The sequence below is a fragment of the uncultured Streptococcus sp. genome, from assembly GCF_902463925.1.
GTDB lineage: Bacteria > Bacillota > Bacilli > Lactobacillales > Streptococcaceae > Streptococcus.
In genome coordinates, this window is the sequence record NZ_CABQHE010000001.1 from 318,340 (window position 1) to 344,189 (window position 25,850).

At 38.1% G+C, this 25,850-nt stretch carries 23 protein-coding genes and 2 pseudogenes; 15 read left to right on the forward strand and 10 right to left on the reverse strand.

What is annotated here, in order from left to right; genetic code table 11:
- Positions 1-39 precede the first annotated feature (39 nt).
- Genes RDY04_RS01415 through dltD form a run of 5 tightly spaced genes read left to right on the forward strand, consistent with a single transcriptional unit; the run spans position 40 to position 4,492 of the window.
- The gene (locus tag RDY04_RS01415; RefSeq protein WP_002885174.1) at positions 40-171 is read left to right on the forward strand and encodes a teichoic acid D-Ala incorporation-associated protein DltX; all 132 of its coding nucleotides are present in this window, start codon (positions 40-42) and stop codon (positions 169-171) included.
- Positions 172-179: 8 nt separating this feature from the next.
- Positions 180-1,730 carry a D-alanine--poly(phosphoribitol) ligase subunit DltA gene (gene dltA, locus RDY04_RS01420; RefSeq protein ID WP_303953092.1) on the forward strand — a complete coding sequence of 517 codons (1,551 nt, stop codon included), beginning with the start codon at positions 180-182 and terminating at the stop codon, positions 1,728-1,730.
- Positions 1,727-2,974 carry a D-alanyl-lipoteichoic acid biosynthesis protein DltB gene (gene dltB / locus RDY04_RS01425; protein WP_303953094.1) on the forward strand — a complete coding sequence of 416 codons (1,248 nt, stop codon included), beginning with the start codon at positions 1,727-1,729 and terminating at the stop codon, positions 2,972-2,974. The genes dltA and dltB overlap by 4 nt, the downstream gene beginning before the upstream one ends.
- Positions 2,975-2,991: 17 nt before the next feature.
- Positions 2,992-3,231, forward strand: a complete 240-nt coding sequence (gene dltC, locus RDY04_RS01430; RefSeq protein WP_002891149.1) for a D-alanine--poly(phosphoribitol) ligase subunit DltC — start codon at positions 2,992-2,994, stop codon at positions 3,229-3,231.
- The gene (gene dltD, locus RDY04_RS01435) at positions 3,224-4,492 is read left to right on the forward strand and encodes a D-alanyl-lipoteichoic acid biosynthesis protein DltD (protein ID WP_303953098.1); all 1,269 of its coding nucleotides are present in this window, start codon (positions 3,224-3,226) and stop codon (positions 4,490-4,492) included. The genes dltC and dltD overlap by 8 nt, the downstream gene beginning before the upstream one ends.
- Positions 4,493-4,544: 52 nt before the next feature.
- Here the strand turns inward: dltD and RDY04_RS09525 are convergent.
- The 4 genes and pseudogenes from RDY04_RS09525 to pabB form a co-directional block, all read right to left on the reverse strand.
- Positions 4,545-4,643: pseudogene (locus RDY04_RS09525) on the reverse strand (IS3 family transposase); the annotation flags it as partial.
- A pseudogene (locus RDY04_RS09530) lies at positions 4,620-4,754 on the reverse strand (IS3 family transposase); the annotation flags it as partial. The pseudogenes RDY04_RS09525 and RDY04_RS09530, both read right to left, overlap by 24 nt.
- A 152-nt stretch (positions 4,755-4,906) precedes the next feature.
- The gene (locus RDY04_RS01445; protein ID WP_303953101.1) at positions 4,907-7,543 is read right to left on the reverse strand and encodes a calcium-translocating P-type ATPase, PMCA-type; all 2,637 of its coding nucleotides are present in this window, start codon (positions 7,541-7,543) and stop codon (positions 4,907-4,909) included.
- A gap of 173 nt (positions 7,544-7,716) precedes the next feature.
- Positions 7,717-9,435: an aminodeoxychorismate synthase component I gene (gene pabB, locus RDY04_RS01450; RefSeq protein WP_303953104.1), complete on the reverse strand. Its 1,719-nt coding sequence runs from the start codon at positions 9,433-9,435 to the stop codon at positions 7,717-7,719.
- A gap of 202 nt (positions 9,436-9,637) precedes the next feature.
- On the opposite strand from pabB, the gene RDY04_RS01455 reads away from it, so the two are divergent.
- The 3 genes from RDY04_RS01455 to metF all read left to right on the forward strand — a co-directional run bounded on the left by RDY04_RS01455 (position 9,638) and on the right by metF (position 13,565).
- Complete coding sequence (locus RDY04_RS01455) at positions 9,638-9,937, forward strand: hypothetical protein (RefSeq protein WP_308000817.1); 300 nt, start codon at positions 9,638-9,640, stop codon at positions 9,935-9,937.
- Positions 9,938-10,256: 319 nt separating this feature from the next.
- Positions 10,257-12,506 carry a 5-methyltetrahydropteroyltriglutamate--homocysteine S-methyltransferase gene (metE, locus tag RDY04_RS01460; RefSeq protein WP_303953110.1) on the forward strand — a complete coding sequence of 750 codons (2,250 nt, stop codon included), beginning with the start codon at positions 10,257-10,259 and terminating at the stop codon, positions 12,504-12,506.
- A gap of 183 nt (positions 12,507-12,689) precedes the next feature.
- Positions 12,690-13,565, forward strand: coding sequence for a methylenetetrahydrofolate reductase [NAD(P)H] (gene metF, locus RDY04_RS01465; protein ID WP_295494025.1), 876 nt, complete (start codon positions 12,690-12,692; stop codon positions 13,563-13,565).
- 138 nt (positions 13,566-13,703) lie between these two features.
- Here the strand turns inward: metF and RDY04_RS01470 are convergent, their stop codons facing one another.
- The 4 genes from RDY04_RS01470 to RDY04_RS01485 form a co-directional block, all read right to left on the reverse strand.
- Positions 13,704-15,422 (reverse strand): phospho-sugar mutase, encoded by a 1,719-nt coding sequence (locus RDY04_RS01470; protein WP_303953114.1) that lies wholly within the window; start codon positions 15,420-15,422, stop codon positions 13,704-13,706.
- Positions 15,423-15,502: 80 nt separating this feature from the next.
- On the reverse strand, positions 15,503-16,075 hold the full coding sequence (locus RDY04_RS01475; protein ID WP_126429352.1) for an ECF transporter S component: 573 nt from the start codon (positions 16,073-16,075) through the stop codon (positions 15,503-15,505).
- Positions 16,068-16,631, reverse strand: coding sequence for a phosphopantothenoylcysteine decarboxylase (coaC, locus tag RDY04_RS01480; RefSeq protein WP_303953117.1), 564 nt, complete (start codon positions 16,629-16,631; stop codon positions 16,068-16,070). The genes RDY04_RS01475 and coaC overlap by 8 nt, the downstream gene beginning before the upstream one ends.
- A complete protein-coding gene (locus RDY04_RS01485; RefSeq protein ID WP_295494016.1) occupies positions 16,624-17,307 on the reverse strand; it encodes a phosphopantothenate--cysteine ligase in 684 nt (227 codons plus the stop codon). Before RDY04_RS01485 ends, coaC begins: the two co-directional genes overlap by 8 nt.
- A gap of 194 nt (positions 17,308-17,501) precedes the next feature.
- On the opposite strand from RDY04_RS01485, the gene RDY04_RS01490 reads away from it, so the two are divergent.
- The 3 genes from RDY04_RS01490 (at position 17,502) to RDY04_RS01500 (ending at position 21,446) form a co-directional block, all read left to right on the forward strand.
- Positions 17,502-19,172, forward strand: a complete 1,671-nt coding sequence (locus RDY04_RS01490) for a formate--tetrahydrofolate ligase (RefSeq protein ID WP_303953122.1) — start codon at positions 17,502-17,504, stop codon at positions 19,170-19,172.
- Between the two features lie 194 nt (positions 19,173-19,366).
- A complete protein-coding gene (locus RDY04_RS01495) occupies positions 19,367-20,041 on the forward strand; it encodes a response regulator transcription factor (protein WP_303953126.1) in 675 nt (224 codons plus the stop codon).
- Entirely contained in the window at positions 20,031-21,446 is a 1,416-nt protein-coding gene (locus tag RDY04_RS01500) for a cell wall metabolism sensor histidine kinase WalK (protein WP_303953129.1), read from the forward strand. The genes RDY04_RS01495 and RDY04_RS01500 overlap by 11 nt, the downstream gene beginning before the upstream one ends.
- 86 nt (positions 21,447-21,532) lie before the next feature.
- Here RDY04_RS01500 and rpsT read toward each other — a convergent pair whose 3' ends face one another.
- Together rpsT and coaA are read right to left on the reverse strand one after the other, a co-directional pair.
- Entirely contained in the window at positions 21,533-21,769 is a 237-nt protein-coding gene (rpsT, locus tag RDY04_RS01505) for a 30S ribosomal protein S20 (protein WP_303953132.1), read from the reverse strand.
- A gap of 68 nt (positions 21,770-21,837) precedes the next feature.
- Entirely contained in the window at positions 21,838-22,758 is a 921-nt protein-coding gene (coaA, locus tag RDY04_RS01510; protein WP_295494009.1) for a type I pantothenate kinase, read from the reverse strand.
- Between the two features lie 110 nt (positions 22,759-22,868).
- On the opposite strand from coaA, the gene RDY04_RS01515 reads away from it, so the two are divergent.
- The 4 genes from RDY04_RS01515 to RDY04_RS01530 are packed head-to-tail and all read left to right on the forward strand — an operon-like array spanning position 22,869 to position 25,814.
- Positions 22,869-23,459 carry a class I SAM-dependent methyltransferase gene (locus RDY04_RS01515; protein ID WP_303953136.1) on the forward strand — a complete coding sequence of 197 codons (591 nt, stop codon included), beginning with the start codon at positions 22,869-22,871 and terminating at the stop codon, positions 23,457-23,459.
- On the forward strand, positions 23,456-24,733 hold the full coding sequence (locus RDY04_RS01520) for a pyrimidine-nucleoside phosphorylase (protein WP_303953139.1): 1,278 nt from the start codon (positions 23,456-23,458) through the stop codon (positions 24,731-24,733). The genes RDY04_RS01515 and RDY04_RS01520 overlap by 4 nt, the downstream gene beginning before the upstream one ends.
- 33 nt (positions 24,734-24,766) lie before the next feature.
- On the forward strand, positions 24,767-25,429 hold the full coding sequence (gene deoC / locus RDY04_RS01525; protein ID WP_154864771.1) for a deoxyribose-phosphate aldolase: 663 nt from the start codon (positions 24,767-24,769) through the stop codon (positions 25,427-25,429).
- Positions 25,416-25,814: a cytidine deaminase gene (locus tag RDY04_RS01530; RefSeq protein WP_303953142.1), complete on the forward strand. Its 399-nt coding sequence runs from the start codon at positions 25,416-25,418 to the stop codon at positions 25,812-25,814. Before deoC ends, RDY04_RS01530 begins: the two co-directional genes overlap by 14 nt.
- Positions 25,815-25,850: the final 36 nt, after the last annotated feature.

Genomic DNA, 25,850 nt, shown 5'->3' on the forward strand with positions numbered 1-25,850 from the left:
AGAGAGGATATTATATAAAAAAAGGTATCGAAAATTAGAATGTTAAAACACAAAAACGTCCTAGTATTTTTAGGACAAACCTTGCTTTATTTCGCCATTTTTATGGCCCTAATTTATCTCTACAATTACCTAGGACAAGGTCAAGGTAATTTTATCTATAACGAATTTTAGGAAGAATAATGACGAATACAAAAATTAAAGATATGATTGAAACGATTGAGCAGTTTGCTCAATCACAACCGAACTTTCCTGTTTACAATATTTTAGGGGAAGTTCATACTTACGGTGACTTAAAAGCTGATTCGGATAGCCTAGCTGCCAAGATCGATAGTCTTGACATTCCAGAAAAATCACCTGTTGTGGTTTATGGCGGTCAAGAGTATGAAATGTTGGCAACTTTTGTAGCTTTGACTAAATCTGGTCACGCTTATATTCCAATTGATAGTCACTCAGCTCTTGAGCGCGTGACGGCTATCGTTGAAGTAGCAGAGCCTAGTCTGATTATTGCTATTAATGACTTCCCACTTGAAGATGTCCAAGCGCCAATCTTAACATTGGATCAGTTGACGGCAGCTTTTGAAAGCAAGACTAGCTACGAAGTGACTCATCCTGTTAAGGGGGATGATACTTATTACATCATCTTTACATCAGGAACTACAGGTAAGCCTAAAGGAGTACAAATTTCACACAATAATCTCCTTAGTTTCACTAACTGGATGATTACAGACAAGGAATTTGCGACTCCAAAACGTCCACAAATGCTGGCTCAACCGCCTTATTCATTTGACTTATCGGTAATGTACTGGGCGCCAACTTTGGCACTTGGAGGAACACTCTATGCACTTCCTTCAGCTATTACTCAGGACTTCAAGCAACTCTTTGAAACTATCTTTTCACTTCCAATTGCTATTTGGACATCGACGCCATCATTTGCAGATATGGCAATGTTGTCTGAAGACTTCAATGCAGAGAAGATGCCAGAAATTACGCATTTCTATTTTGACGGAGAAGAGTTGACTGTCAAGACTGCTCAAAAGCTTCGCCAACGTTTCCCAGAGGCACGTATTATCAATGCTTACGGACCAACTGAAGCAACTGTAGCCTTATCAGCAGTAGCAGTAACTGATGAGATGCTGGCTAACCTTAAGCGTTTGCCGATTGGTTATACCAAAGAAGATTCACCGACTTATATTATCGATGAGGATGGCAATATCCTTCCAAATGGTCAACAAGGTGAAATCATCGTATCAGGACCAGCAGTTTCAAAAGGCTATATGAATAATCCTGAAAAGACTGCGGAAGCCTTCTTCGAGTTTAATGGTCTTCCTGCTTACCATACTGGTGATGTGGGAACGATGACTGATGAAGGTCTACTTCTTTACGGTGGACGCATGGACTTCCAGATTAAATTTAATGGTTTCCGTATTGAGTTAGAGGATGTTTCACAAAACCTTAATAAGTCTAAGTATATTGATTCAGCAGTAGCTGTGCCACGTTACAATAAAGACCATAAGGTTCAGAACCTCTTGGCTTATGTGATTCTTAAGGATGGTGTTCGTGAGCAGTTTGAACGTGATATCGATATTACTAAGGCAATTAAGGCCGACTTGGAAGATATCATGATGTCTTATATGATGCCAACTAAGTTCCTCTATCGTGAGAGCTTGCCTTTGACACCAAATGGGAAGATTGATATCAAAGGGCTTATCAGTGAGGTTAACAACCGATGATCGACTTCTTGAAACAGCTACCTCATTTAGAAGCCTACGGTAATCCTTTCTATTTCATCTACCTTGGATTAGCATTATTACCAATCTTTGTGGGGCTCTTCTTTAAAAAGCGTTTTGCGATTTATGAATGTCTGGTAAGTCTTGCTTTTATTGTTCTTGCTCTGACAGGAACCCATGCTAGTCAACTTCTAGCTCTACTTTTCTATATTGTTTGGCAAATCATTTGGGTTTATTCCTATAAACGTTACCGAAGCCAAAAAGATAACAAATGGGTCTTTTATCTTCACTCATTTCTTGTGGTTTTACCTTTGATTTTTGTTAAAGTAGAGCCAGCTATTAATGGTAACCAGTCGCTTTTTAACTTCCTTGGTATTTCTTACCTCACTTTCCGTGCAGTAGGAATGATTATCGAGATGCGTGATGGAGTGCTTAAAGAGTTCACACTAGGGGAATTCCTCCGCTTCATGCTCTTTATGCCGACCTTCACAAGTGGTCCCATTGATCGCTTCAAACGTTTTAATGAAGATTATCAGTCAATTCCTGATCGTGACGAGCTGCTGAACATGTTAGAGCAAGCTGTAAAATATATTATGCTTGGTTTTCTTTATAAGTTTGTTTTAGCTCAGATTTTCGGAAGTATGCTTTTACCACCATTAAAAGCACAAGCATTGAGCCAAGGCGGTATCTTTAATCTACCCACACTAGGTGTCATGTACGTTTATGGGTTTGATCTCTTCTTTGACTTTGCGGGTTACTCAATGTTTGCCCTTGCAGCTTCAAATATAATGGGGATCAAGAGCCCAATCAACTTTGACAAACCTTTTATTTCCCGTGACATGAAGGAATTTTGGAATCGCTGGCATATGAGTTTGTCATTTTGGTTCCGTGACTTTGTCTTTATGCGTATGGTTATGGTTTTAATGAGGAATAAGGTTTTCAAAAATCGTAACACCACTTCGAATGTTGCTTATATCATTAATATGATGATAATGGGATTCTGGCATGGGGTTACTTGGTACTATATTGCCTACGGTATTTTCCATGGAGTTGGGCTAGGAATTAATGATGCCTGGTTGCGTAAGAAGAAGACCATTAATAAAGAGCGTAAAAAAGCAGGACTTAAGCCTCTTCCAGAAAATAAATGGACCAAGGCTTTGGGAATCTTTATCACATTTAATACAGTTATGTTATCATTCTTGATTTTCTCTGGATTCTTGAATGATCTCTGGTTCACTAAAAAATAAGTAAAGGAATTTTAAAAATGGATGTAAAATCAGAAGTTATTGAAATTATTGATGAGCTCTTCATGGAAGATGTATCAGACATGATGGATGAAGACCTTTTTGATGCTGGTGTTCTTGATTCAATGGGAACAGTTGAACTTATCGTTGAATTGGAGTCACGTTTTGATATCCGTGTTCCAGTTTCAGAATTTGGTCGTGATGATTGGAACACAGCTAATAAGATTGTTGAAGGGGTAACGGAGCTTCGCAATGCTTAAGCGTTTATGGCAGATTTTTGGTCCAGTAATTTGTGCCCTAGTTTTGGTAGTAGTAGTTATATATGCCTACCCACAAGGCAGAAAATATAGTTATGAGGCTGAAAAACGTAGTGCAGTAACGCTGACGAATGAGAACTTTAAGAGTCGGATGAATAAAACTACCGCTCTTTCAGACCAGAATCATCGTTTCGTCCCTTACTTTGGGTCTAGTGAGTGGTTACGTTTTGATGCCCTTCATCCAGCTGTTTTAGCAGAAAAATACGACCGCAACTATCGCCCATACTTTATTGGACAACGTGGGGCAGCCTCTCTAAATCAATATTTGGGGATGCAACAAATGCTTCCAGAATTACAAAACGGTACAGCTGTGTACGTCTTGTCTCCGCAATGGTTCACTAAAAAGGGTTATAATTCTGCAGCTTTTCAGCAGTTCTTCAATAACGACCAACTTAGTAGTTTCTTAAGTCAAAATCAGACGGATGCAAATTCACAGTATGCTGCTGAACGTATCTTAGAGATAAAACCTGAGATATCGATGAAATCTCAACTTTCTAAAGTGGCCAAAGGACAAGATCTCAATACTGTCGATAAAACCTACATTCAATTCATGAAAGAGCTAAATAAGCGAGAAGATAGCTTATTTACTCCTTTAGCAGCGTCAAATAACGCTAATTATGACAAAAAGGTTCTTCCTTATCTTAAAGAGTTACCAGACCAATTCTCTTACGATGCCCTTGATCAGGTTGCTGTAAGAGATGCAGAAGCACATACCAAATCAAATGACTTTGGTATTGATGACCGTTTTTATAAGAAACGCTTATCTAAGAAGATTGGTAAACTTAAAGGTTTCCAGAAAAATCTTTCCTATGAAGTTTCTCAAGAATATGGTGATTTGCAGTTGGTTCTTAATCAATTTGCCAAGTCAAATACAAATGTCATTTTTGTTATTCCACCTGTTAATAGCAAGTGGATGGCTTATACTGGACTTAATCAGGAAATGTATGATGCTACGGTTTCTAAAATCCGTTATCAATTGGAAAGTCAAGGATTTACCAATATTGCAGATTTCTCAAAAGATGGCGATCAACCTTACTTTATGCAAGATACCATACATATGGGCTGGAAAGGTTGGGTAGCCTTTGACAAGGCTGTTGATCCTTTCGTTAGTAACCCAACACCTGCGCCTAGCTATAAATTGAATGATCGCTTTTATAGTAAGGACTGGTCAGGATATACAGGAACCCCTAGTCAGTTTAAGTAACATAAATAAAAAGGCTTTAAATGTAAGGATCCCAAAAAGTTAGACAAATAATTTAAGCAAAGGATTTAGTTCTGTATTGTACAGGACTAAGTCCTTTTAGTTTTGCCTCAATTCGTTTGTTGTAGTAATCAATCATTTCTCGTTTTAATTTAGGAGAATAATAACGATTCTTTCCCTTTTTGACGATGTTTATTCCATAACGGTCAATTAATTTCACCATGTACTTTAGACCAGAGATGTTCACCCCAAATTGATTTGAAAGTCATTTAAAGCCTTTTTGTTATAGAGCAATAAGAGAATAATATTGCTCTTGTAATTTCTTCATAGGTTACCTTTAGAAATTTATAAAAAGGACTGGGAGTAAAATCCAATCCTTTTTATTACTTTGAAGATTTGCAATATTTTAAACAGATCTTATTTGTTTTTAGTTAGAGCTTTTCGAATGAAATCTGCTGGTATAATCAATACAGCAATAAGAAGAGCAATGATATAGTGTTGAATGTTCATTGGAACAGTACTAAATACTTTTCCACCAAATTGAATAATAAGGGTTTGAACAACAGCAATAGAAATCATAACGATTGAGAATTTCTTGTTTTCACTGATATGTTCAAAAATATTGAAGCTATTACTACGTGTATTAAGTGAGTTGAAAATAACAGCATAGATAAATACGGTAAATGTAAAGGTTGTTACCATTTCAAAGTTACCAGTTCCATTTGTGATAAAGTCTTGGATACCTACAACATTTTTGAGAATGGCCAAACATACGAAAGTAATGAAGACACTAGCTACACCGATAGCAGATTTCATATAGCCAGTAAGAATATTTGCCTTCTTAGGAACTGGTTTTTCATTCATGTAACGATCTAGCGTAGGCTCTTCACCAAAGGCAAGGGCAGCAAGTGTGTCCATGATAAGGTTAATCCAGAGAATTTGGATAATTGTAAATGGTTCTTTGAGTCCTAAAAGTGGTGAGAGAAGTGACATGGCAATAGTCGTCACGTTTACAGTTAACTGGAAGATAATGAATTTACTTACTGATTTACTCATAGTACGTCCATAGAGGACGGCTTTTTCAATCGAAGTCAATGAGTTATTCAAGATAACGATGTCTGAGGCTTCACGTGCGACTTCAGTACCATCACCCATTGAGAATCCGACATCTGCTGATTTGAGGGCTGGTGAGTCATTGACCCCATCACCTGTCATACCAGCGACCATATCGAGGTCTTGAGCTGCCTCAATAAGTCTCTTTTTATCCATTGGAAGGGCACGACTGACCACTTTTAAGTGAGGTAATTGTTGTTTAAGTTCTTGATCTGAGAGGGCAGAGAGTTCATCGTGAGTAAGGACAAGGTCATTTTCTCCAGTAACGATACCAGCTTCTTTAGCGATAGCAACAGCGGTTTCTTTACGGTCACCGGTTACCATAACTACTTGAACACCCGCACGGTTCATTGTTTCAACAGTTTGTTTGATTGAAGAACGAACGTTATCACGGATACATACAATACCAATCAAGACTTTATCATTACCATCTATATTTAGGATAGCAAGCAAACGCATTGAACGGTTAGCTTGTTCCAATGATAATTCTTGGAAACGAGCTTTAATTTCATCTGTAAAGTTTTGTTTATTACCATCTTTATCAAGATAGTAGTAACAGTCATTTAGGATGAATTCTGGAGCACCTTTGATGTAAGTTTTTCCGTCCTTAGTCGTTACACTTGCGAATTTTGTTGCTGAGTTGAATTGTTGCTTCTCAGTAATTGTATTCGTATCGAAGTCAAGTTGAGAACGACCAATAAGGAAATCAAGAAGTGCACGGTCAGTGGCATTACTACCAACAGCATTGCCATCAGCTACCATGGCATCGTTATTAAGACCGATACCATTAATCATTTCAGCTTTAAGGCTATCTGACATTGTATCGAAATCTGGAGCATCGGTTTCACCAGTAGCCGCATAAAGTGTTCCATCAGCAAGGAAGAAGTCAACTACAGATAGTTTACCTTCTGTGATGGTACCAGTCTTATCACTGAAGAGAATATTCATGTATCCAGCTGTTTCAATAGTATCAGGATGGCGAACCAAGATATTTTGTGCTAAAAGTCGACCTGAGTTCATTGAAGAAACGAGTGCCAACATCATTGGAAGACCTTCTGGAACGGCCATGATGATGATGGTAACCGCAAAGAGAATTGTTTCAATGATAAGAAGAAAGATTGAACCACCATTGAGGTTATTAGCCTTATTAAGGGCGATAAAGCCTAATACAAGGTTGATTACTGAATATCCAGCACCCGCACTATAACCAAGGACACCGATGTTTCCAGCAAGCTTATTGAGTTTTTCTTTAGATGGTGAATCTTTACTATCTTCTTGGAGAGAAGTGTTGATGCTTCCTAGAACGGTGTTGTCACCAATTTGTGTAGCTTCCATAACGGCTTCACCTGAAGTAACAACTGTACCTCGGAAAACTTTGAGCTCTGTAAAGAGGTCTGAAGAATCTGGCTCTACTTGATCACCAAGAGGAAGTTTTTTAGCATCTTCACTTTCACCATTAAGGACAGCTTGATTTACTTTTAACTCCCCTTCCAAGATGATACCGTCAACTGGAATCTTGTCCCCTGATTGAAGGAGAATTTGATCACCTTTTACAATATCATCAACAAGAACTTCTTTAAGTTTACCATCACGATAAACCTTAGCGTTAGTTTTTGACGCCTCTTCTTGAAGAGTGTTGAATTTTTGCTCATTTCGGTATTGTGAGACTGCTGAGAATCCTGTAGACATCAAAATGGCGAAAATTAGTGAGATAGCCTCATACCAGTTGGCTTCACCAATAGCAGGGAAAATCATTCCAACAAAGTTGAAGATGATTTTTAATCCTAAGGCAGCCAAGAGGATGAGAATCCATTGATCCTGGAAGGCTTCGATAAAGATTGAGAGGAGCGAGTTAGCCTCTTTACTAGATAGCCTATTATCGCCATGAGCGTTTTTACTTGCTTGAACTTCTGCAGAAGTCAAGCCTTGAAATTTTTTCATTAAACGTATTTTTCCTTTCTAGATTGTTAAGAATTTAAAATCTAATAGAAGCAATAATGTTAATAACTGTCAGTAAGTATTATACTTTATTTTACTATTAAATTGTTGATTTTTTACCAAGGGAAGCAGTGATTGATTTCTAGAAAATGAAATTTTTATTTTTAAGTCCATATTTAGATATCTACCTTCAACTCATACAATCCTCTCACAGCATTACAGCCATAGATGGCTTGAGCCTGTTTTAGATTATCTAGAGTCAAAACTCTCTCTGTGACTTGATTATTAGCAATGAGGTTTTGTCTGTAAATACCATTTAAGAGTCCGAGGCGAACAGGTGGAGTGTAGAGTTGGTCCTCGATTTTAAGAACGAGGTTACCAATAGAAGTTTCTAAAAGTTCTTTCTTCTGATTATAGTAGATTTGCTCATGAGGTCCTAGACTAATGTGTGGTCGATAACTTGTTTTAAAGTAGGTATAGGGGCTATCCAAAGGATATATTTGCTCAACTAATCTTGCTTGACAAAAATTATCAGCTAAACCTGTTAATTGGTTATGTTCAAATGTAAGTTCACCATCTTTGGCAAGGGACATTTTAAGACGATAGTCTGTGTCAAAATCAAGTGACTGGCACAAATCTTCGACTTGTTTTTTAACTTCTTCTTTATTGAAAGGATAGTCAAAGTAGCGACTGCTCTCTTGCAGGCGTTTTATATGCTCCTCCAGAAAGAGCAGTTTTCCTTGATGAATACGACCAGTAGAAATGAGATCGAATTTGGGATTCTGACGGTATAGAACAGCAGCTTTTTGCTTAGTTTCTTCGTATTCGGATTTCCAGTTACTGTCCCAGGTAATCCCCCCTCCTACACCATAGATAGCCTTGGTTTCTTCCATTTGTAGTGTCCGAATAGCCACGTTGAAAATACTAGGTCCCTGTGGCACCAATATACCAATAGCTCCACAATAGACACCTCGAGACTGTTTTTCCACCTTCTTAATAATCTCCATGGTTGCTATTTTTGGGGCACCTGTAATCGATCCGCATGGAAAAAGAGCTTGGAAGACATCACTTAAACTACTATTTGGTAGGAGTTGCGTCTCAATAGTTGAAGTCATTTGCCAAACCGTAGAGTATTGTTCAACTTGGCAAAGGCTCTTGACATCTTCACTTCCTATTTTTGAAATACGATTCATGTCATTTCTAAGAAGATCGACAATCATCATATTTTCAGAGCGATTTTTCTGATCCTGAGCTAGCCATTGGGCTTGTTTGAGGTCAGTTTCAGTTGTCAAGCCACGATTTGTTGTCCCTTTCATAGGACGTGTGGTCAATCTATCACCATCTTTTTTAAAGAAGAGTTCTGGGCTTATGGAAATGATAGAAACATCATCGTGCTGAATAAAGGCATTGTAATGAGCATTTTGCTCAACAACCAATCGATTGTAGATGTCAAAGGGATCAGCTGTCAGATTCTGTTGAAGTTGAACAGTATAATTGACCTGATAGGTATCACCTTGTCGAATGTAGTGGTGTATTTGCTCAATAGCAGCCTTGTATTCCTCTGCAGAAGTTAGCTCTTGCCAAGATTTTGGTAAGTCAATTGGCTTATAAGTAAGTGGAATAGGCTCTGTTTGAACAGTTTCATGAATAGTGAAGTAGAGGAGATACTCAGACATTAATGGACCATCAATAACCTCAAATTTTGTCTCGAAGGCAGGGGCAGCTTCATAGGAAACATAACCTACTGCATAATAGCCTTGATTTTGATAGGCTTCGACTTCAGCTAAGAGATGCTTAACTTCCTTAATGTCCTTTGTTTTTAGTTCTTTAATGGTGTCTGTAAAGATTTGTCTGACACCAAGTTCCTTAAAATCAATAACAGTTTTCTTATGCATACATAGAGTATAACATAAGAAGATAGCCTCTGGTTCTTTTTCACGATTTAATTCTCTTTCTTAAAATTTTAACCAAAAAATGAACTTTTCAGATAGTTTTACATATATTATAATGATATGAACTAAAAGAAGATTTTAGAGGGAAACATGACTAAAAAAAAGTAAATTTGAGAAAGGTAACAGTAGTCTTTAAAATAAAAAATTGAAAAAAGTGACTTCCAAGCGGAATTCTTGGAAACATCAAATGTACGAGCTTGAGATTGGCATTGCAAAAGAGTCAAGCAATAAAAAGAGAGACGAGCTTATAAAACTTCATAATGGTTATATGAGTGAGTATAATAGTTTAAAGAAGCAAATCATTTGGTTAGCAGTGTTGGGAATATGTTCCTTGGTTGTCTTGATGATTTTTAGCTATTTTATTTGGAATAGCTACAACAGTGAGAGCATGTCCTATACGTCTTCTTGGATTCAAAAACGAGTAATTAGCATTGTTAAGATTTAGTTTTGATTAAAACGCCTTATTTTATGACTTTACTGCGCAATAGTGAACATAGATGAGTTGATCACTAAATATTAAAGAAGAAAAAGTAAGATATATCTCTAGACAAAAGTCTAGGGATTTTTTTGATAAAAATGACCTTATAATCTTTTTATATAGTTATTAGCTATACCAATATCTAATTAAAATAAGACAACAAGACCAGAAAGCCTTTATTTTATAGGGTATAGTTTAAAACTATATAAATAGGAAACTAATAACAATTATACAGACATTTATTTCTTTGGTAAGATTAATTCAACAACAAAGAGGAGGACACAAGATGTCAACTACTATCATTGGTTTCCCACGTTTGGGTGAATTCCGAGAATTAAAATTTACTACAGAAAAATATTTTAGAAATGAAATTACTGCAGACGAACTTTTAGCAGCTGCTAAAGATTTGCGTGCAAAACACTGGAATATTGTTAAAGAAAAAGGTATTACTGAAATTCCTTCAAATGACTTTTCTCATTACGATAACTTCCTTGATGCGGCCTTCCTTTTCAACGTCGTGCCTGCTTCAGTTCAAAACTTGGATTTGACAGATCTTGAACGTTACTTTGCTTTGGCGCGTGGTTACCAAGGTGAAAAAGGGGATGTACGTGCCCTTCCTATGAAAAAATGGTTTAACACTAACTACCATTACATCGTTCCTAAATTTGAAAAAACAACAGAAGTTAAACTTGCTGGTCACAAGATTTTTGATGAGTTCCAAGAAGCTAAAGAATTGGGTCTTAACACACGTCCAGTTGTCGTTGGACCATTTACTTTCCTTCAATTATCTGACTTTGAAGATGGTGTGAAAGCAGAAGACTTTGTAGACAGCTTTGTGGCAGCTTACCAAGAAGTCTTTGCAAAATTGGCAGAGCTTGGAGCTACTCGTATTCAACTCGATGAGCCAGCTCTTGTTAAAGATTTGACAGCTGAAGAAAAAGCTCTCTTCTTGAACCTCTACAACAAACTCTTGTCTGATAAAAAAGGTCTTGAAGTCTTGATCCAAACTTACTTTGGTGACGTTCGTGATGTCTACAATGACCTTGTGAACTTGCCAGTTGATGGTATTGGTCTTGACTTTGTTGAAGGTAAGAAAACACTTGAATTGGTTAAAGGTAGTTTCCCAGCTGATAAGACTCTCTATGCCGGTATCGTCAATGGTAAAAATATCTGGCGTAACAACTACGAGAAGAGTCTTGCAATTCTTGAACAAGTTCCAGCTGAAAATGTTGTTTTGACAACATCTTGCTCACTTCTTCATGTACCATTTACAACCGCTAATGAAGAATTTGAACCAGCTATCTTGAACCATTTTGCTTTTGCGGTTGAAAAATTGGACGAATTGCGTGATTTGGATGCTATCCGCAATGGTCAAGGTGAAGAAGCCCTTGCTGCTAACAAAGAACTCTTCGCGACTGAGCGTGTTGGCGAAAATGCTGAACTTCGTGCCCGTATTGCAGGCTTGACTGAATCTGATTACACTCGTTTGCCGGCATTTGCAGAACGTGAAGCGATTCAAAAAGATGCTTTCAAACTTCCATTGCTTCCAACAACAACTATCGGTTCATTCCCTCAAACTAAGGAAGTTCGTGCTAAACGTTTGGCTTTCCGTAAGAATGAATTGTCACAAGAAGAATACGATGCTTTCCTTGCTGAAATCACTGATGAATGGATTAAATGGCAAGAAGAAGTTGGATTTGACGTGCTTGTACACGGTGAATTCGAACGTAACGATATGGTTGAATACTTCGGTCAAAACTTGTCAGGTTACCTCTTCTCTAAAAATGGTTGGGTTCAATCATACGGTATGCGTGGGGTTAAACCACCAATCATTTGGGGTGATGTGACTCGTCTTAACCCAATCACTGTGAAATGGTCTAGCTACGCACAAAGCCGTACAGACAAGCCTGTTAAGGGTATGTTGACCGGACCTGTTACTATCCTTAACTGGTCATTCCCACGTGAAGACATCTCTATCAAGGATTCAACTCTTCAAATTGCTCTTGCAATCAAAGATGAAGTGCTTGATCTTGAAGCTGCAGGTGTTAAAATTATCCAAATTGACGAAGCTGCTCTTCGTGAAAAATTGCCACTCCGTCGTAGTGACTGGTATGAAGATTACCTCGACTGGGCAATTCCAGCCTTCCGTTTGGTACACTCAACTGTAGCACCAGACACACAAATCCACACTCATATGTGTTACTCAGAATTTACAGATATCATCCCAGCTATCGATAACTTGGACGCAGACGTCATCTCATTTGAAGCTAGTCGTTCAAATCTTGAAATTTTGGATGAACTTAAAGCTCAAAACTTCCAAACAGAAGTTGGACCTGGGGTTTACGATATCCACTCACCACGTGTCCCACAAGACGGTGAAATTGACCACACTATCGAAGCAATCTTGGCTAAAGTACCAAGCGGTAAAGTATGGATCAACCCTGACTGTGGTTTGAAGACTCGCGGAATCAAAGAAACTAAAGAAAGCTTGATCAAGCTTGTAGAAGCAGCAAAAGCGGCTCGCGAAAACTTGTAAGTAGAAGTTATAATACCTTGAAAACCTTCTTTCCTATGTGTAGAAGGTTTTCAATAGCGAATAATTTTCTAAAGATTTTTGCAAGCAGGCTATGATTAACAAGTGTACTCTACTTATGAAGTCAGTAGGCACTTAAAACAGCTTTTGTCTTAACAAAAATCTAAAAAGAAGAAGGTATAAAATATGACAAGCCAAACACCATCACTCTCTTTTGAAGTCTTTCCACCTAATCCAGCCATAGGTAACGAAAAGATCCTACGTGCCCTTGAGGATATGCAAGGATTGGCTCCACACTTTATCAGTGTGACAGCTAGTAATAACAAATATAATATCAAAGAGACGACGGTTCCTTTGGCAGATCATATTCAAAATGATCTAGACATCCCAACGATTGCCCACCTTCCAGCTATTTATTTGAGTAAAGAAAAGGTTGCTGATACCTTACGTGACTTGGATGCTGTTGGTGTACACCGTATCTTAGCCCTACGTGGCGATATCATTCCTGGTGTGGAACCTCTTAAAGACTTTAGATATGCCACTGATTTGATTGAGTTTATTAAGGAAGAAGCTCCTCAATTTGATATCATCGGTGCTTGCTATCCTGAAGGGCATCCAGATTCGCCAAATCAAATCTCTGATATCCAAAACCTTAAGAAAAAGGTTGATGCAGGTTGTTCAAGTCTTGTAACCCAACTCTTCTTTGACAATGAACGTTTCTATGATTTTCAAGATAAATGTACCTTGGCTGGAATTGACGTACCAATTCATGCGGGTATTATGCCTATTCTGAATCGTAACCAAGCTCTACGTTTGCTTAAAACTTGTGAAAATATCCATTTGCCACGTAAGTTTCGTGCCATTTTGGATAAGTATGAGCATGATCCTGAGTCATTAAGAGCAGCCGGTCTTGCTTATGCGATTGACCAAATTGTCGATCTTGTTACGCAAGATGTTGCAGGCGTTCACCTCTACACCATGAATAATGCAGAAACTGCTCGTCATATTCACGAAGCTACTCATTCCTTGTTTAAGCATCATTCACAAGTTAGCGCTCTATAATTGAATCATAAAACTACCACCCATAGTTTAATCTATAGGTGGTTTCTTGGTTCTAGTAGTAAAAAAGATAGCTTGCCTCCGTAATCCAAGTTTTGTCGGTATAAAAAAGACTTAGAGCTTGACTCTAAGTCTTAAATATTATTCACCTACGAAGGCATTGATTTCTGCTTCGATATTCGAAATTTTTTCTTTAGAATCTGCTTCAGATTCACCAACTGTAGCGATGTAGAATTTGATTTTGGGTTCTGTACCTGAAGGACGAACTGCAAACCATGAATCATCAGCCAAGACGTATTTCAAAACGTTACTTGGAGGAGTTGTCAATTTTTCTACGCAGTCAGCAGTAGTAGCTGTTTGTTCCAAGAAGTCTTCTGTTTTAGCAATATCAGTGTTGTTGAATTGTTTAGGAGCATTGCCACGGAATTTATCCATGATTTTCTTGATTTCTGCAGCGCCATCAACACCTGAAAGCGTAACTGAAATTGTCTTTTCTGCGAAGTAACCATATTGTTTGTAGATTTCTTCGATACCATCTGCCAAAGTCATACCACGTGAGCGGTAGTAAGCTGCGATTTCAGCAACGATAAGAACAGCTTGGATAGCGTCTTTGTCACGTACGAATGGTTTGATGAGGTAACCGAAGCTTTCTTCGAAACCAAGCATGTAAGTGTAATTGTGTTGTGTTTCAAATTCATGAATCTTTTCACCGATAAATTTGAAGCCAGTCAAGACGTTAAACATTGTTGCGCCGTAGCTTTCTGCAATCTTAGTAACCAATTCAGTTGATACGATTGATTTACAAAGAGCAGCATTAGCAGGGAGAGTACCAGCTGTTTTGTGAGCTTCAAGGATATATTTGGCGATGATAGCACCAATTTGGTTACCAGAAAGGTTGAGGTATGAACCATCTGGTTGGCGAATTTCAACGCCAAGACGGTCTGCGTCAGGGTCAGTTGCAACCAATACGTCGGCATCTACTTTACGACCGAGTTCTTCAGCAAGAGCAAAGGCAGCTTGGTTTTCTGGGTTAGGAGATTTAACAGTTGAGAAGTCAGCATCAGGAACCGCTTGAGCTTCAACGACTTGAACAGCATCAAACCCAGCTTGAGCAAGGGCACGGCGAGCCAACATTTCACCAGTACCATGAAGTGGAGTATATACAATCTTCATGTCACGACCGTACTCATTAATCAAGTCTTGGTTGATGTTAACGTCTTTAACTTCTTTTAGGTATTCAGCATCAACATTTTCACCGATGACTTCGATGAGACCGCTAGCCTTGCTGTCTTCGAGGTCAGCTAATTTGACAGTGAAAGGATTATCAATCGCACGGATGTAATCTGTCAATGCATCGGCATCTGCAGGTGGCATTTGTCCACCATCTTCACCATAAACTTTGTATCCGTTAAATGGAGCTGGGTTGTGGCTAGCAGTTACCATGATACCAGCAAATGTGTGGAGATGACGTACTGCGAATGATAATTCAGGAGTTGGACGAAGGCTCTCAAACACATAAGATTTAATACCATGAGCTGCTAAAACTTGAGCAGATTCAAAAGCAAACTCAGGAGAGAAATGACGGCTGTCATAAGCGATAGCAACACCACGTTTTTTAGCTTCCTCACCTTTTGAGTCGATCAATTGCGCCAAACCTTCAGTTGCTTGACGAACAACATAAATGTTAATACGGTTGGTACCAGCGCCGATTAAACCACGCATACCAGCTGTACCGAATTCAAGGTTAGTATAGAAGGCATCTTCTTTAGTTTTTTCATCCATAGAAACCAACTCATCACGAAGATAAGCAGGCAATTTAGCGAAATCGAGCCATTTTTGATAATTTTCAGTGTAAGACATATCAATCTCCTTTATATTTATAAACGCTTACATTATATCACAATTAAAGGAAAAAAACATGGTAATTACCATGTTTTTCTTTATTTTTTCAATCGAAGTAGCACAGGTGTAATACTAAGCGTTAATAGGCCAGCAATAACCATTTCGGCAACAGAGTTTGTAGTGAAAATAGTTGCCATTAGAGTTTTTCCACCTGCTGAGTAGAAATTAGGGATTAGAAAGTAGATACCAAGAAGTACAAAAAATGTATTTGTAAAAGCCCCTAAAATACCAGATAGCGTCAACCCTATACGATTTTGAACTAACTTGTAGACAAAGTAAGGGAAAATACCGATTAAAATACGAGGAACAATTGCAATGACAGCAGATACCCAGGTTCCCCCTTCGACAAAAGGACTAAAAAGATAACTGCTTACTGAATAGATGATAGTGTTACGAATAATACTCATAATTCCCATAAAACCGCCTAAATATGCTCCAATTTTAGGACCATAGACGATACTAGCAATAATGACTGGGATATGAGTTAGGGTTGGTTTGATTGGAAGTACAAAAGCAGCAAAGATAGTTTGACTGAGTACTTCAATGACGACCATTGTGGCTATTAATAGAGCCAATTGTGCCGTTTGGTTTGCTTTATTTTTTTTATTCATCATAAACTCCTTTTCTTGTTAAAGCACTATCGATTGCCTCAATAATGGCATCAATATCAGCTAGAGCGCCTCGACCTGTATCTCCGCATGCAAGTAAGCCAGATTTTGGACGAATTTCTTGGTAGCCAACCTCTTGTAAGGTCTTTAAGTTCTTCTTAGTCAATGGATTTTCATACATTTTCGTATTCATAGCTGGTGCAATTAATTTTGGAGTGGTGCTAGGTAAAGCTAAAGCCGTAGCAGTTAGCATGTTATCAGCCATGCCGTGTGCTAATTTGGCAATCGTATTTGCTGAAGCTGGGGCAACAATAAAGAGATCGGTTTCCTTAGCTAAGTCAATATGGTTAATACGTTCAGCCAATTTTTCTTCCATAACATCGGTGTGAACTGGATTCTTAGAAAGAACTTGAAGAGTTAGAGGTGGAATAAAGGCTTGAGCAGCCTCAGTCATAATGACGTGGATGTCATACCCCTTTTTATTTAGTTTACTTGTCAGGTCTGCTGACTTATAGGCGGAAATTGAGCCGGAAACAGCAAGGATGATACGTTTAGTCATGGCATATCCTTTCATATAAAGCTTGAGCAATTGCAGACTTAGTTGTAACCCTCTCTTCACCCTTTTCGTCAACTAGATAAGCAATATGTTGATTTGGAGTAATCTCACCCAAATCATTTGCCACAATAATGTTTGCTTGATTGCGTTTAAGACTGGTACGAGCAGCCTCGAAAAGATCCTCTTTGCTGACATTTACGAGAAGTTTGAAGCCAACCAACTGAATATTGGGATTCCATTGTTTAACCAGGCTAATAATCTTTGGTGTCTTTTTAAGGAAAAGAACCTGAAAATCCGAAGCCGAAGATATCTTGCTCTCAGTGTTAGACTTATGTAAAAGTTGGCTGAGGTTTTCCGTATCTTCCAACTCAGCGAAATCAGTCATATAAATTGGAGTATAGTCAGAGATAGCCATACTATGGATGAGGACATCGTGCTCCTTGACAAGTGGCTCCATACTTTTTAGGAGACTGTCTACGTTGGTAATTTCTGTAATCTTTAGATTTTCTTTTGGTTCAGGTTTAACGGCAGTCTTTACAGTTACTAAGGTAACTTGGTGACCCTTGGCCAAGAAAAGTTCAGCGATTTCCTTACCTAGATAACCTGTTGAATGATTTGTGATTCCACGAACAGCATCAATCTTTTCAGTGGTACCACCTGATGTAATCAAAATTTTCATAGTAGTATTGTACTAAAAATTGAGATTTTAGTAAATAATAGTAAGTTTTTTTGAGACGTGCCCCTTATAAAATAAAGTTATAACTTTCCATAGCTAAACAAAAACCGAACATTGAAAAGTAATTTGTTAAAAATAGTGCGTTTTTTATTAATATTTGTTATAATAGTACATAGAAAGATATAGAGGAGTGTCTCATGAAAACAGATATCGAAATTGCTCAAAGTGTAGAATTAAAACCAATCACAGAAGTAGTTGAAAAAGTTGGAATCGGCTTTGACGATTTGGAACTCTACGGAAAATATAAGGCAAAATTATCATTTGATAAAATCAATGCAGTCAAAGACAATAAACCAGGAAAATTGATTTTGGTAACAGCGATCAACCCAACACCAGCAGGTGAAGGTAAATCAACCATGTCAATTGGTCTTGCAGACGCTCTTAACAAAATTGGTAAGAAAACAATGATTGCTCTTCGTGAACCATCTCTTGGTCCAGTTATGGGGATTAAAGGTGGTGCTGCAGGTGGTGGTTACGCTCAAGTGCTTCCAATGGAAGATATCAACCTCCACTTCACAGGTGATATGCATGCTATTACTACAGCGAATAATGCCTTGTCAGCCCTTCTTGACAACCATATTCATCAAGGAAACGCCCTAGGTATTGATCAACGTCGTATTATTTGGAAACGTGTCGTTGACCTTAATGACCGTGCGCTTCGTCATGTGACAGTTGGTCTTGGTGGTCCACTCAATGGTATTCCACGTGAAGATGGTTTTGATATTACCGTAGCCTCTGAAATCATGGCAATTCTTTGCTTGGCTACTGATATCAATGACCTTAAAGAACGCTTGGCTAACATTGTCGTTGCTTACCGTTATGACCGTACACCTGTTTATGTACGTGATCTCGAAATTGAAGGCGCACTTACCCTTATTCTTAAAGATGCCATCAAACCTAACTTGGTACAGACAATTTATGGGACACCAGCCTTGGTACACGGTGGTCCATTTGCCAACATCGCTCACGGATGTAACTCAGTTCTAGCTACAGCTACAGCTCTTCGTTTGGCTGATTATACGATTACTGAAGCAGGTTTCGGTGCTGACCTTGGTGCTGAAAAATTCCTTGATATCAAGACTCCAAACCTCCCAACAACTCCAGATGCTGTTGTTATTGTTGCGACACTTCGTGCCCTTAAAATGCATGGTGGGGTAGCCAAAACTGACCTCTCTGAAGAAAATGTTCAGGCCGTTCGTGATGGTTTTGCAAACTTGAAACGTCATGTGGAAAATGTTCGTAAATTCGGTCTTCCAGCAGTCGTTGCTATTAACGAGTTTGTTGCTGATACAGAAGCTGAAATTGCAGCCCTTAAAGAACTTTGTGCAGAAATCGATGTTCCTGTTGAATTGGCTAGCGTTTGGGCTAATGGTGCTGATGGTGGTATTGACCTTGCCAACGCAGTAGTTGATGCTGTTGAAAATGGTAATGCCGATTATAAACGTCTTTATTCTGATGATGATAGCTTGGAAGCAAAAATCACTAAAATTGTTACTGAAATCTATGGTGGTAAATCGGTTGTCTTCGAGAAAAAAGCTAAGAACCAGCTCAAACAGTTTGCAGAATTTGGTTGGGATAAATTGCCAGTATGTATGGCTAAAACACAATATAGTTTCTCAGATAACCAATTCTTACTTGGAGCACCAGAAGGTTTTGATATCACTATTCGTGAGTTTGTTCCTAAAACAGGTGCTGGATTCATCGTGGCTCTCACAGGTGATGTTATGACTATGCCAGGTCTTCCAAAAGCCCCAGCAGCCCTCAAGATGGATGTTGCTGAAGATGGAACAGCAGTTGGTTTGTTCTAATAACGAATATTTTTTTAAAGCAGTGCCTGTAGGTGCTGTTTTTTGCTCCATTTATGAAAACCTTAAGGAAAATAAGGTAAACTGAGCCTAAATGAAAGAAATTAATGCACTAGAAGATTAAGTGTATTTTCGATATAATAAGATGACTTAGAGAGATATATGACTAGGTTTTACACCTAGCAAGAGGGATAACTATGATTAAAATTTTACTAGTAGAAGATGATTTGAGTTTGTCGAACTCAGTTTTTGATTTTTTAGATGACTTTGCGGATGTGATGCAAGTATTTGATGGAGATGAAGGTCTTTACGAAGCTGAAAGTGGTGTTTATGATTTGATTCTTTTGGACTTAATGTTACCTGAAAAAGATGGTTTTACAGTTCTTAAAGAATTGCGAGAGCAAGGAATAACGACTCCTGTTCTTATCATGACGGCTAAGGAAAGTCTAGACGATAAGGGGCATGGCTTCGAACTCGGAGCTGATGATTATCTAACCAAGCCTTTCTATTTAGAAGAATTGAAGATGCGTATTCAAGCACTGTTGAAACGTTCTGGTAAATTTGATCAAAATACTTTTTCTTTTGGAGATGTTTGTGTCAACCTTTCTACAAATTCAACCTATGTGGGCGATAAAGAAGTAGAACTTCTTGGTAAAGAATTTGATTTATTGGTCTACTTCCTACAAAATCAAAATGTTATTTTGCCCAAGCCGCAAATTTTTGATCGTCTTTGGGGATTTGATAGTGATACCACAGTATCAGTTGTTGAGGTTTATGTTTCTAAAATTCGTAAGAAACTTAAAGGAACAGACTTTGCTGCCAACCTCCAAACCTTGAGAAGTGTGGGGTATATTTTGAAGAATGCTGACTAAGTTTTTCAATTATCTCTTTAGGAGAATCAAGTCAGACGGATTTAAGTCGTTCATTCATTTCTTTGCCACTTTTTCTGGTATTTTCCTTATCATGACTGTCATGATTTTGCAGATTCTCAGTTACGGTGTTTATTCCAATGTGGACTCTAGTCTGAAAATGGCAGCAACTAAGACCAATTCTTATTTAGAAATGGAAATGCTAAAACGGGAACTTTTTCTGACTTCTGAGGTGGATCAAAATAATACAACAACCATTTACCAAGCCTATGATACTAAAGGGTCGACAGATGAAACACCTGACTCAAGTGACTCTAAGAAAGAAACTAAGAAGAAATCAAAGATGGAAGATGCCCCTCACGATTTATCAGTTGCGGCAAATACCAGTGTCTTAGTGCTTGATAAGAATGGGAAAGTCCTCAATGTCGTTGACAAATTTTCAAGCTTATCCAATCTACCAATAGATAAAAATAACATTGATGTTATCAGTAAAGGAAGTGCTCAGAATTATTTCGATCAAACGGAAAAGTATCGCCTGATTACTGAGAAAGTGAACAATAGTTTCTATCCTGATGCTAAGTATCTTGTTATTGCGATTAATACAACTCAATTGGAAGAAGCCACTGAACGTTATGTTAAGCTAATTGTCATTATGATGAGTTTCTTCTGGCTCTTATCAGTTGCAGCTAGTATGTATTTGGCCAAGTGGTCAAGACGTCCTATCCAGGAAAGCTTGGAGAAGCAGAAGGCTTTTGTTGAAAATGCCAGTCACGAGTTACGGACGCCGCTTGCTGTGATTCAAAACAGGTTAGAAGTTCTTTTCCGCAAGCCTGAGAGTACCATTTTAGATAATTCAGAGAGCATTGCTTATAGTCTAGATGAAGTCCGAAATATGCGTCTTTTGACGACCAATCTCTTGAATTTGGCTCGTCGTGATGATGGTATTAAACCAGAAATTGAAACCTTAGATTCTTCTTTCTTTGATAAAGTCTTTACCAATTATGCTATGATTGCTGAAGAAAGTGAAAAGGGGTTTACTGCTCAAAATCAGGTTGGACGCTCAATCCAAACTGATAAGACTCTATTAAAGCAGCTTATGACAATTTTATTCGATAATGCTATCAAATATACAGAAGATGATGGCCAGGTGACTTTCACCGTACGTACTAATGATCGCCATCTTTATATTACAGTGGCAGACAATGGCCCTGGTATTGCAGATGAAGATAAGAAAAAAATCTTTGATCGTTTCTACCGAGTAGACAAAGCTAGAACTAGACAAAAAGGTGGTTTTGGGTTGGGCTTATCTTTGGCACAACAGATTGTTCTTGCTCTTAAAGGAACAATAATTGTCAAGGACAATCAGCCGAAGGGGACTATTTTTGAAGTTAAAATTACCGGAGTCTAATGAATAAATAAAAATCCTGCTAGCCTATTGTTAGCAGGATTTTTATGATATTATGACAAGAAAAAAACTCCTATTGGAGTTTTCAATTAGTTAGCCAATTTAGCTGCAAGACGTGATTTATCGCGGCTTGCTTTGTTTTTATGAATCAAACCTTTTGAAGCGGCTTTATCGATGCTTGCTGATGCAGCTCGGAAAGCTTCTTCAGTTGGGTTAGCGTTGAATACCTTAATAGCAGTACGCAAAGCTGATTTTTGAGCTGAGTTTTTTTCGTTTTGTTTAACGTTAAGTTCAGCGCGTTTGATAGCTGATTTAATATTTGCCAATGTTTTCACCTCCAAATTTATCTAACTATGTCATTATACGTTATTTTAGGTCCCTTGGCAAGCTTTTTCTATTTTTTTAAATGAATGAGGTCGATTTTATGATTATCACCTTTATGAAGAATAAGCTCTGCACGATTTCGTGTAGGCTCGATATAATTTTCTAGATTTACCAAGTTGATTTCTTTCCAAGTTTTTTGCGCTAAGGAAAGTGCTTCTTCTTTTGTAAATTTGGTAAAACGATGGTAATAGTTGTTTTCATCTTTCCTGGCAAGTTCAAGAAGAGTTTGAAAACGTTCAAGATACCAAGTTTTGATATTTTTTACGTCAGCATCAATATAGATAGAAAAATCAAAATAGTCACTCATATAGAGACGTTGGTTAATGGGATTCTGAAAAACATTAATACCTTCAACAATTAGGAAATTTGGTTGACTAATTTCCTGAGTAAGTCCTGGTACAATATCATAAATTTCATGTGAGTAAACAGGAATGTTGACGTCCCCACTATTTTTTATGGTATCTAGAAAATTGAGAAGTAGTGGCATGTCGTAGGATTCGGGGAAGCCTTTACGATTAAGTATTCCCTTATCTATGAGGACCTGGTTTGGGAATAAAAAACCATCTGTTGTCACCATATCAACCTTCGTCTTAGGGAAGGTTCTTTGAAGAAGCAGTTGCAGAAGGCGACTGGTTGTTGATTTTCCGACTGCAACAGAACCTGAGATACCAATAACAAAAGGTCTGCTAGCCTGTGCTTTTTGTAAAAAAATCCCTTTTGAAAAGGTGAGGTCCTCTGCAGCTCGCTGATAGATACGAATCAAATTGATTAAAGGAAGATAGATGTCCCTCACTTCCTGAACGTCAATCTTGTCATTTAAACTCCTAATGGATTCTAGTTCTTCTGAGGTTAATGATACTTGATCTTCTTGACAGAATTTTTGCCAATCGCTCCGAGATATAGTTTCAAAATTGATAAATTCATTTAACATAAGTTCCATTATAGCAAAAAAGGACTCGAAATGTAAGCCTTATCATTTCACTAGCCTTAGTTTTATATTTCTGTTAGAATAAAAGAAAAGGACTATTTAGAAGGAAAATTATGTCAAAAATGTACTATGCTGAGACGCCAGATGCGGCTCACGATATTCATGATTTAAAAGTAAATCTATTAGGAGAAAGTTTCCAGTTTTATACGGATGCTGGAGTATTCTCTAAGAAAATGATTGATTTTGGAAGTCAAGCACTTCTGAACGCTTTAGATTTAGAGGCTGGAAAGACAGTTCTTGATGTAGGTTGTGGTTATGGCCCTCTTGGTATCAGTTTAGCCAAGGTTCAAGGAGTCAAAGTCACTATGATTGATATCAATAGTAGGGCTATAGATTTGGCTAAACAGAATGCCGAACGCAATAAGGTCGAGGCTACTATTTTTCAATCCAACATCTATGAGAATGTCACAGGAAGCTTTGATTATGTGATTTCTAATCCCCCCATTCGTGCTGGTAAGAAAGTGGTTCATCAAGTTATTGAGGAAGCCTACGACCATCTCAATCTAGGTGGCACTTTAACTATAGTGATTCAGAAAAAACAAGGAGCTCCGTCAGCTAAGGCTAAGATGGAGGAAGTGTTTGGAAATGCTGAAGTTGTAAAGAAGGACAAGGGATATTATATCCTAAGAAGTGAAAAGGTATGAGAACAGTTGATTTAATTGAAAAGAAAAGAGATGGTGGAGAATTAACCACAGAAGAAATTACTTATCTCATTAATGGCTACGTTTCTGGAGCAATACCTGATTATCAGATAGCTGCTTTGGCAATGGCTATTTACTATCAAGGTATGTCTATTCGTGAAATCCATGATTTAACGACAGAAATGGTTGCTTCGGGCGAACAATATGACCTGTCAGAAATCCCAGGTGTTAAGGTGGATAAACATTCGACCGGAGGTGTTGGTGATAAAGTAACCATTATTCTCATGCCACTTGTAGCTAGTTTTGGAGTGCCAGTAGCTAAAATGAGTGGACGTGGTCTTGGTCATACAGGTGGAACTATTGATAAACTTGAGTCTATTAAAGGCTATCAGGTTGAACGTAGCAAGGAAGAGTTTATTGACCAGGTTAAAGAAATTGGGATTTCGCTTATTGGTCAGTCGGAACATTTGGTTAAGGCTGACAAACTCTTGTATGCTCTACGTGATGTGACTGCAACAGTAGATTCTATTCCTCTAATTGCAAGCTCTGTCATGTCTAAAAAAATTGCAGCAGGTGCTGATAAGATTTTGCTGGATGTTACCGTTGGTCAAGGGGCTTTCATGAAAAACATGACAGATGCTGAGAAGTTGTCTGAGACTATGGTTGCACTAGGCCGCGAAGTAAATCGTCAAACAATCGCTGTAATTACAGATATGAGTCAACCACTAGGTAAAGCTATTGGTAACCGTCTAGAAATCACTGAGGCAATTGAAATTATGCAGGGTAAGGGTCGTGAGGATATCACTGACTTTATCTGCGAGCTAGCCGAAATTTTATTGGATTTAGCACAGGTTGAGGTTAGCCCAGAAGAAATTCGTCAGCATCTAGTTGGTGGAAAAGCACTTGCCAAGTTTGAAGAGCTCATTCTAGCTCAGGGTGGTGATATAGAGGATCTTTATCGTCGTAGTAATGCGCCTATTATGACAGAAATTCATGCAGATGTAGCTGGTTACATAGAGGAGCTTCCAGCTATGGCTTTTGGAAAGTTTGCCATGCAATTAGGAGGAGGTCGTGCTACAAAGACTGACAGTCTTAATTATGAAACCGGAATTGTTTTTGAAAAGAAAGTTGGCGACTCTGTAGCTCAAGGAGACCTTATCGCTAAGGTCTATAGCCAAGAAATTTTATCTGAAAAAATGCTGACTGAATTCAAAAAAAATGTTATTATTGGTAGAGTGTGTAAAAAGCCAAATGAAATATTGAAAATTATTTCTTAGGACTTAATCTCAATCTAATTAAGGAGTTTTTTTATGTCTGTTAATAGCTATATTGATCATACTTTATTAAAAGCTGACGCTAATGAAGAGCAGATTTATGCCTTAATTGACGAGGCTAAGAAATATCAATTTGCGAGTGTTTGTGTTAATCCAACTTGGGTAAAGACTGCGGCAGAACTTTTGAAAGACAGTTCTGTTAATGTCTGTACAGTAATTGGCTTTCCTTTAGGGGCTTCTACATCAGCTGTCAAGGCTTTTGAAGCTAAGGATGCTATTGCTAATGGAGCTGATGAAATTGATATGGTTATCAATATTGGTGCTCTTAAATCTAGGAATCTTAGATTAGTTGAAGACGACATTAAAGCTGTTGTTGAAGCTAGTGGAAGAAGGCTTGTAAAGGTAATCATTGAAACTTGTCTCTTAACTGATGAAGAAAAAGTCCAAGCTTGCCAATTAGCAAAACTAGCAGGTGCAGATTTTGTGAAGACATCTACAGGATTCTCTACTGGTGGGGCTACCATTGAGGATATTGAACTCATGCGTGAGACCGTTGGCCCAACTATGGGAGTGAAAGCATCAGGTGGTGCTCGTACACTTGAGGCTGCTCAAGCCTTTATCAAAGCTGGGGCAACCCGTATTGGTACTTCGTCTGGAGTTGCCATTATGAAAGGTCAAGAAAGCCATGACAGTTACTAACAAAGATAAAGTGATAGAAGCAGCTCGATTGGCAGCAGAAAATGCCTATGTTCCCTACTCTAAGTTTAGAGTAGGTGCGGCTTTGATTACAAAAGATGGAGAGATCTTTCAAGGCTGCAATATAGAAAATGCCTCTTTTGGATTGACCAATTGTGCAGAAAGAACGGCTATTTTTAAAGCGGTATCTGAAGGACACTGTGATTTTGAGTGTCTCGCTGTTTACGGTGATACCAAAGAGCCTATATCACCATGTGGTGCATGTCGCCAAGTGATGGTTGAATTTTTCAAATCCGATTCTAAAGTGATTCTTATCGCTAAAGATAAATCGACAGTCGAGATGACAGTCGGAGAGTTGTTACCATACTCTTTTACAGACTTACAATAGTCTAGTTGTTTTATTCTTTATTAAGCAAGTTTTCTT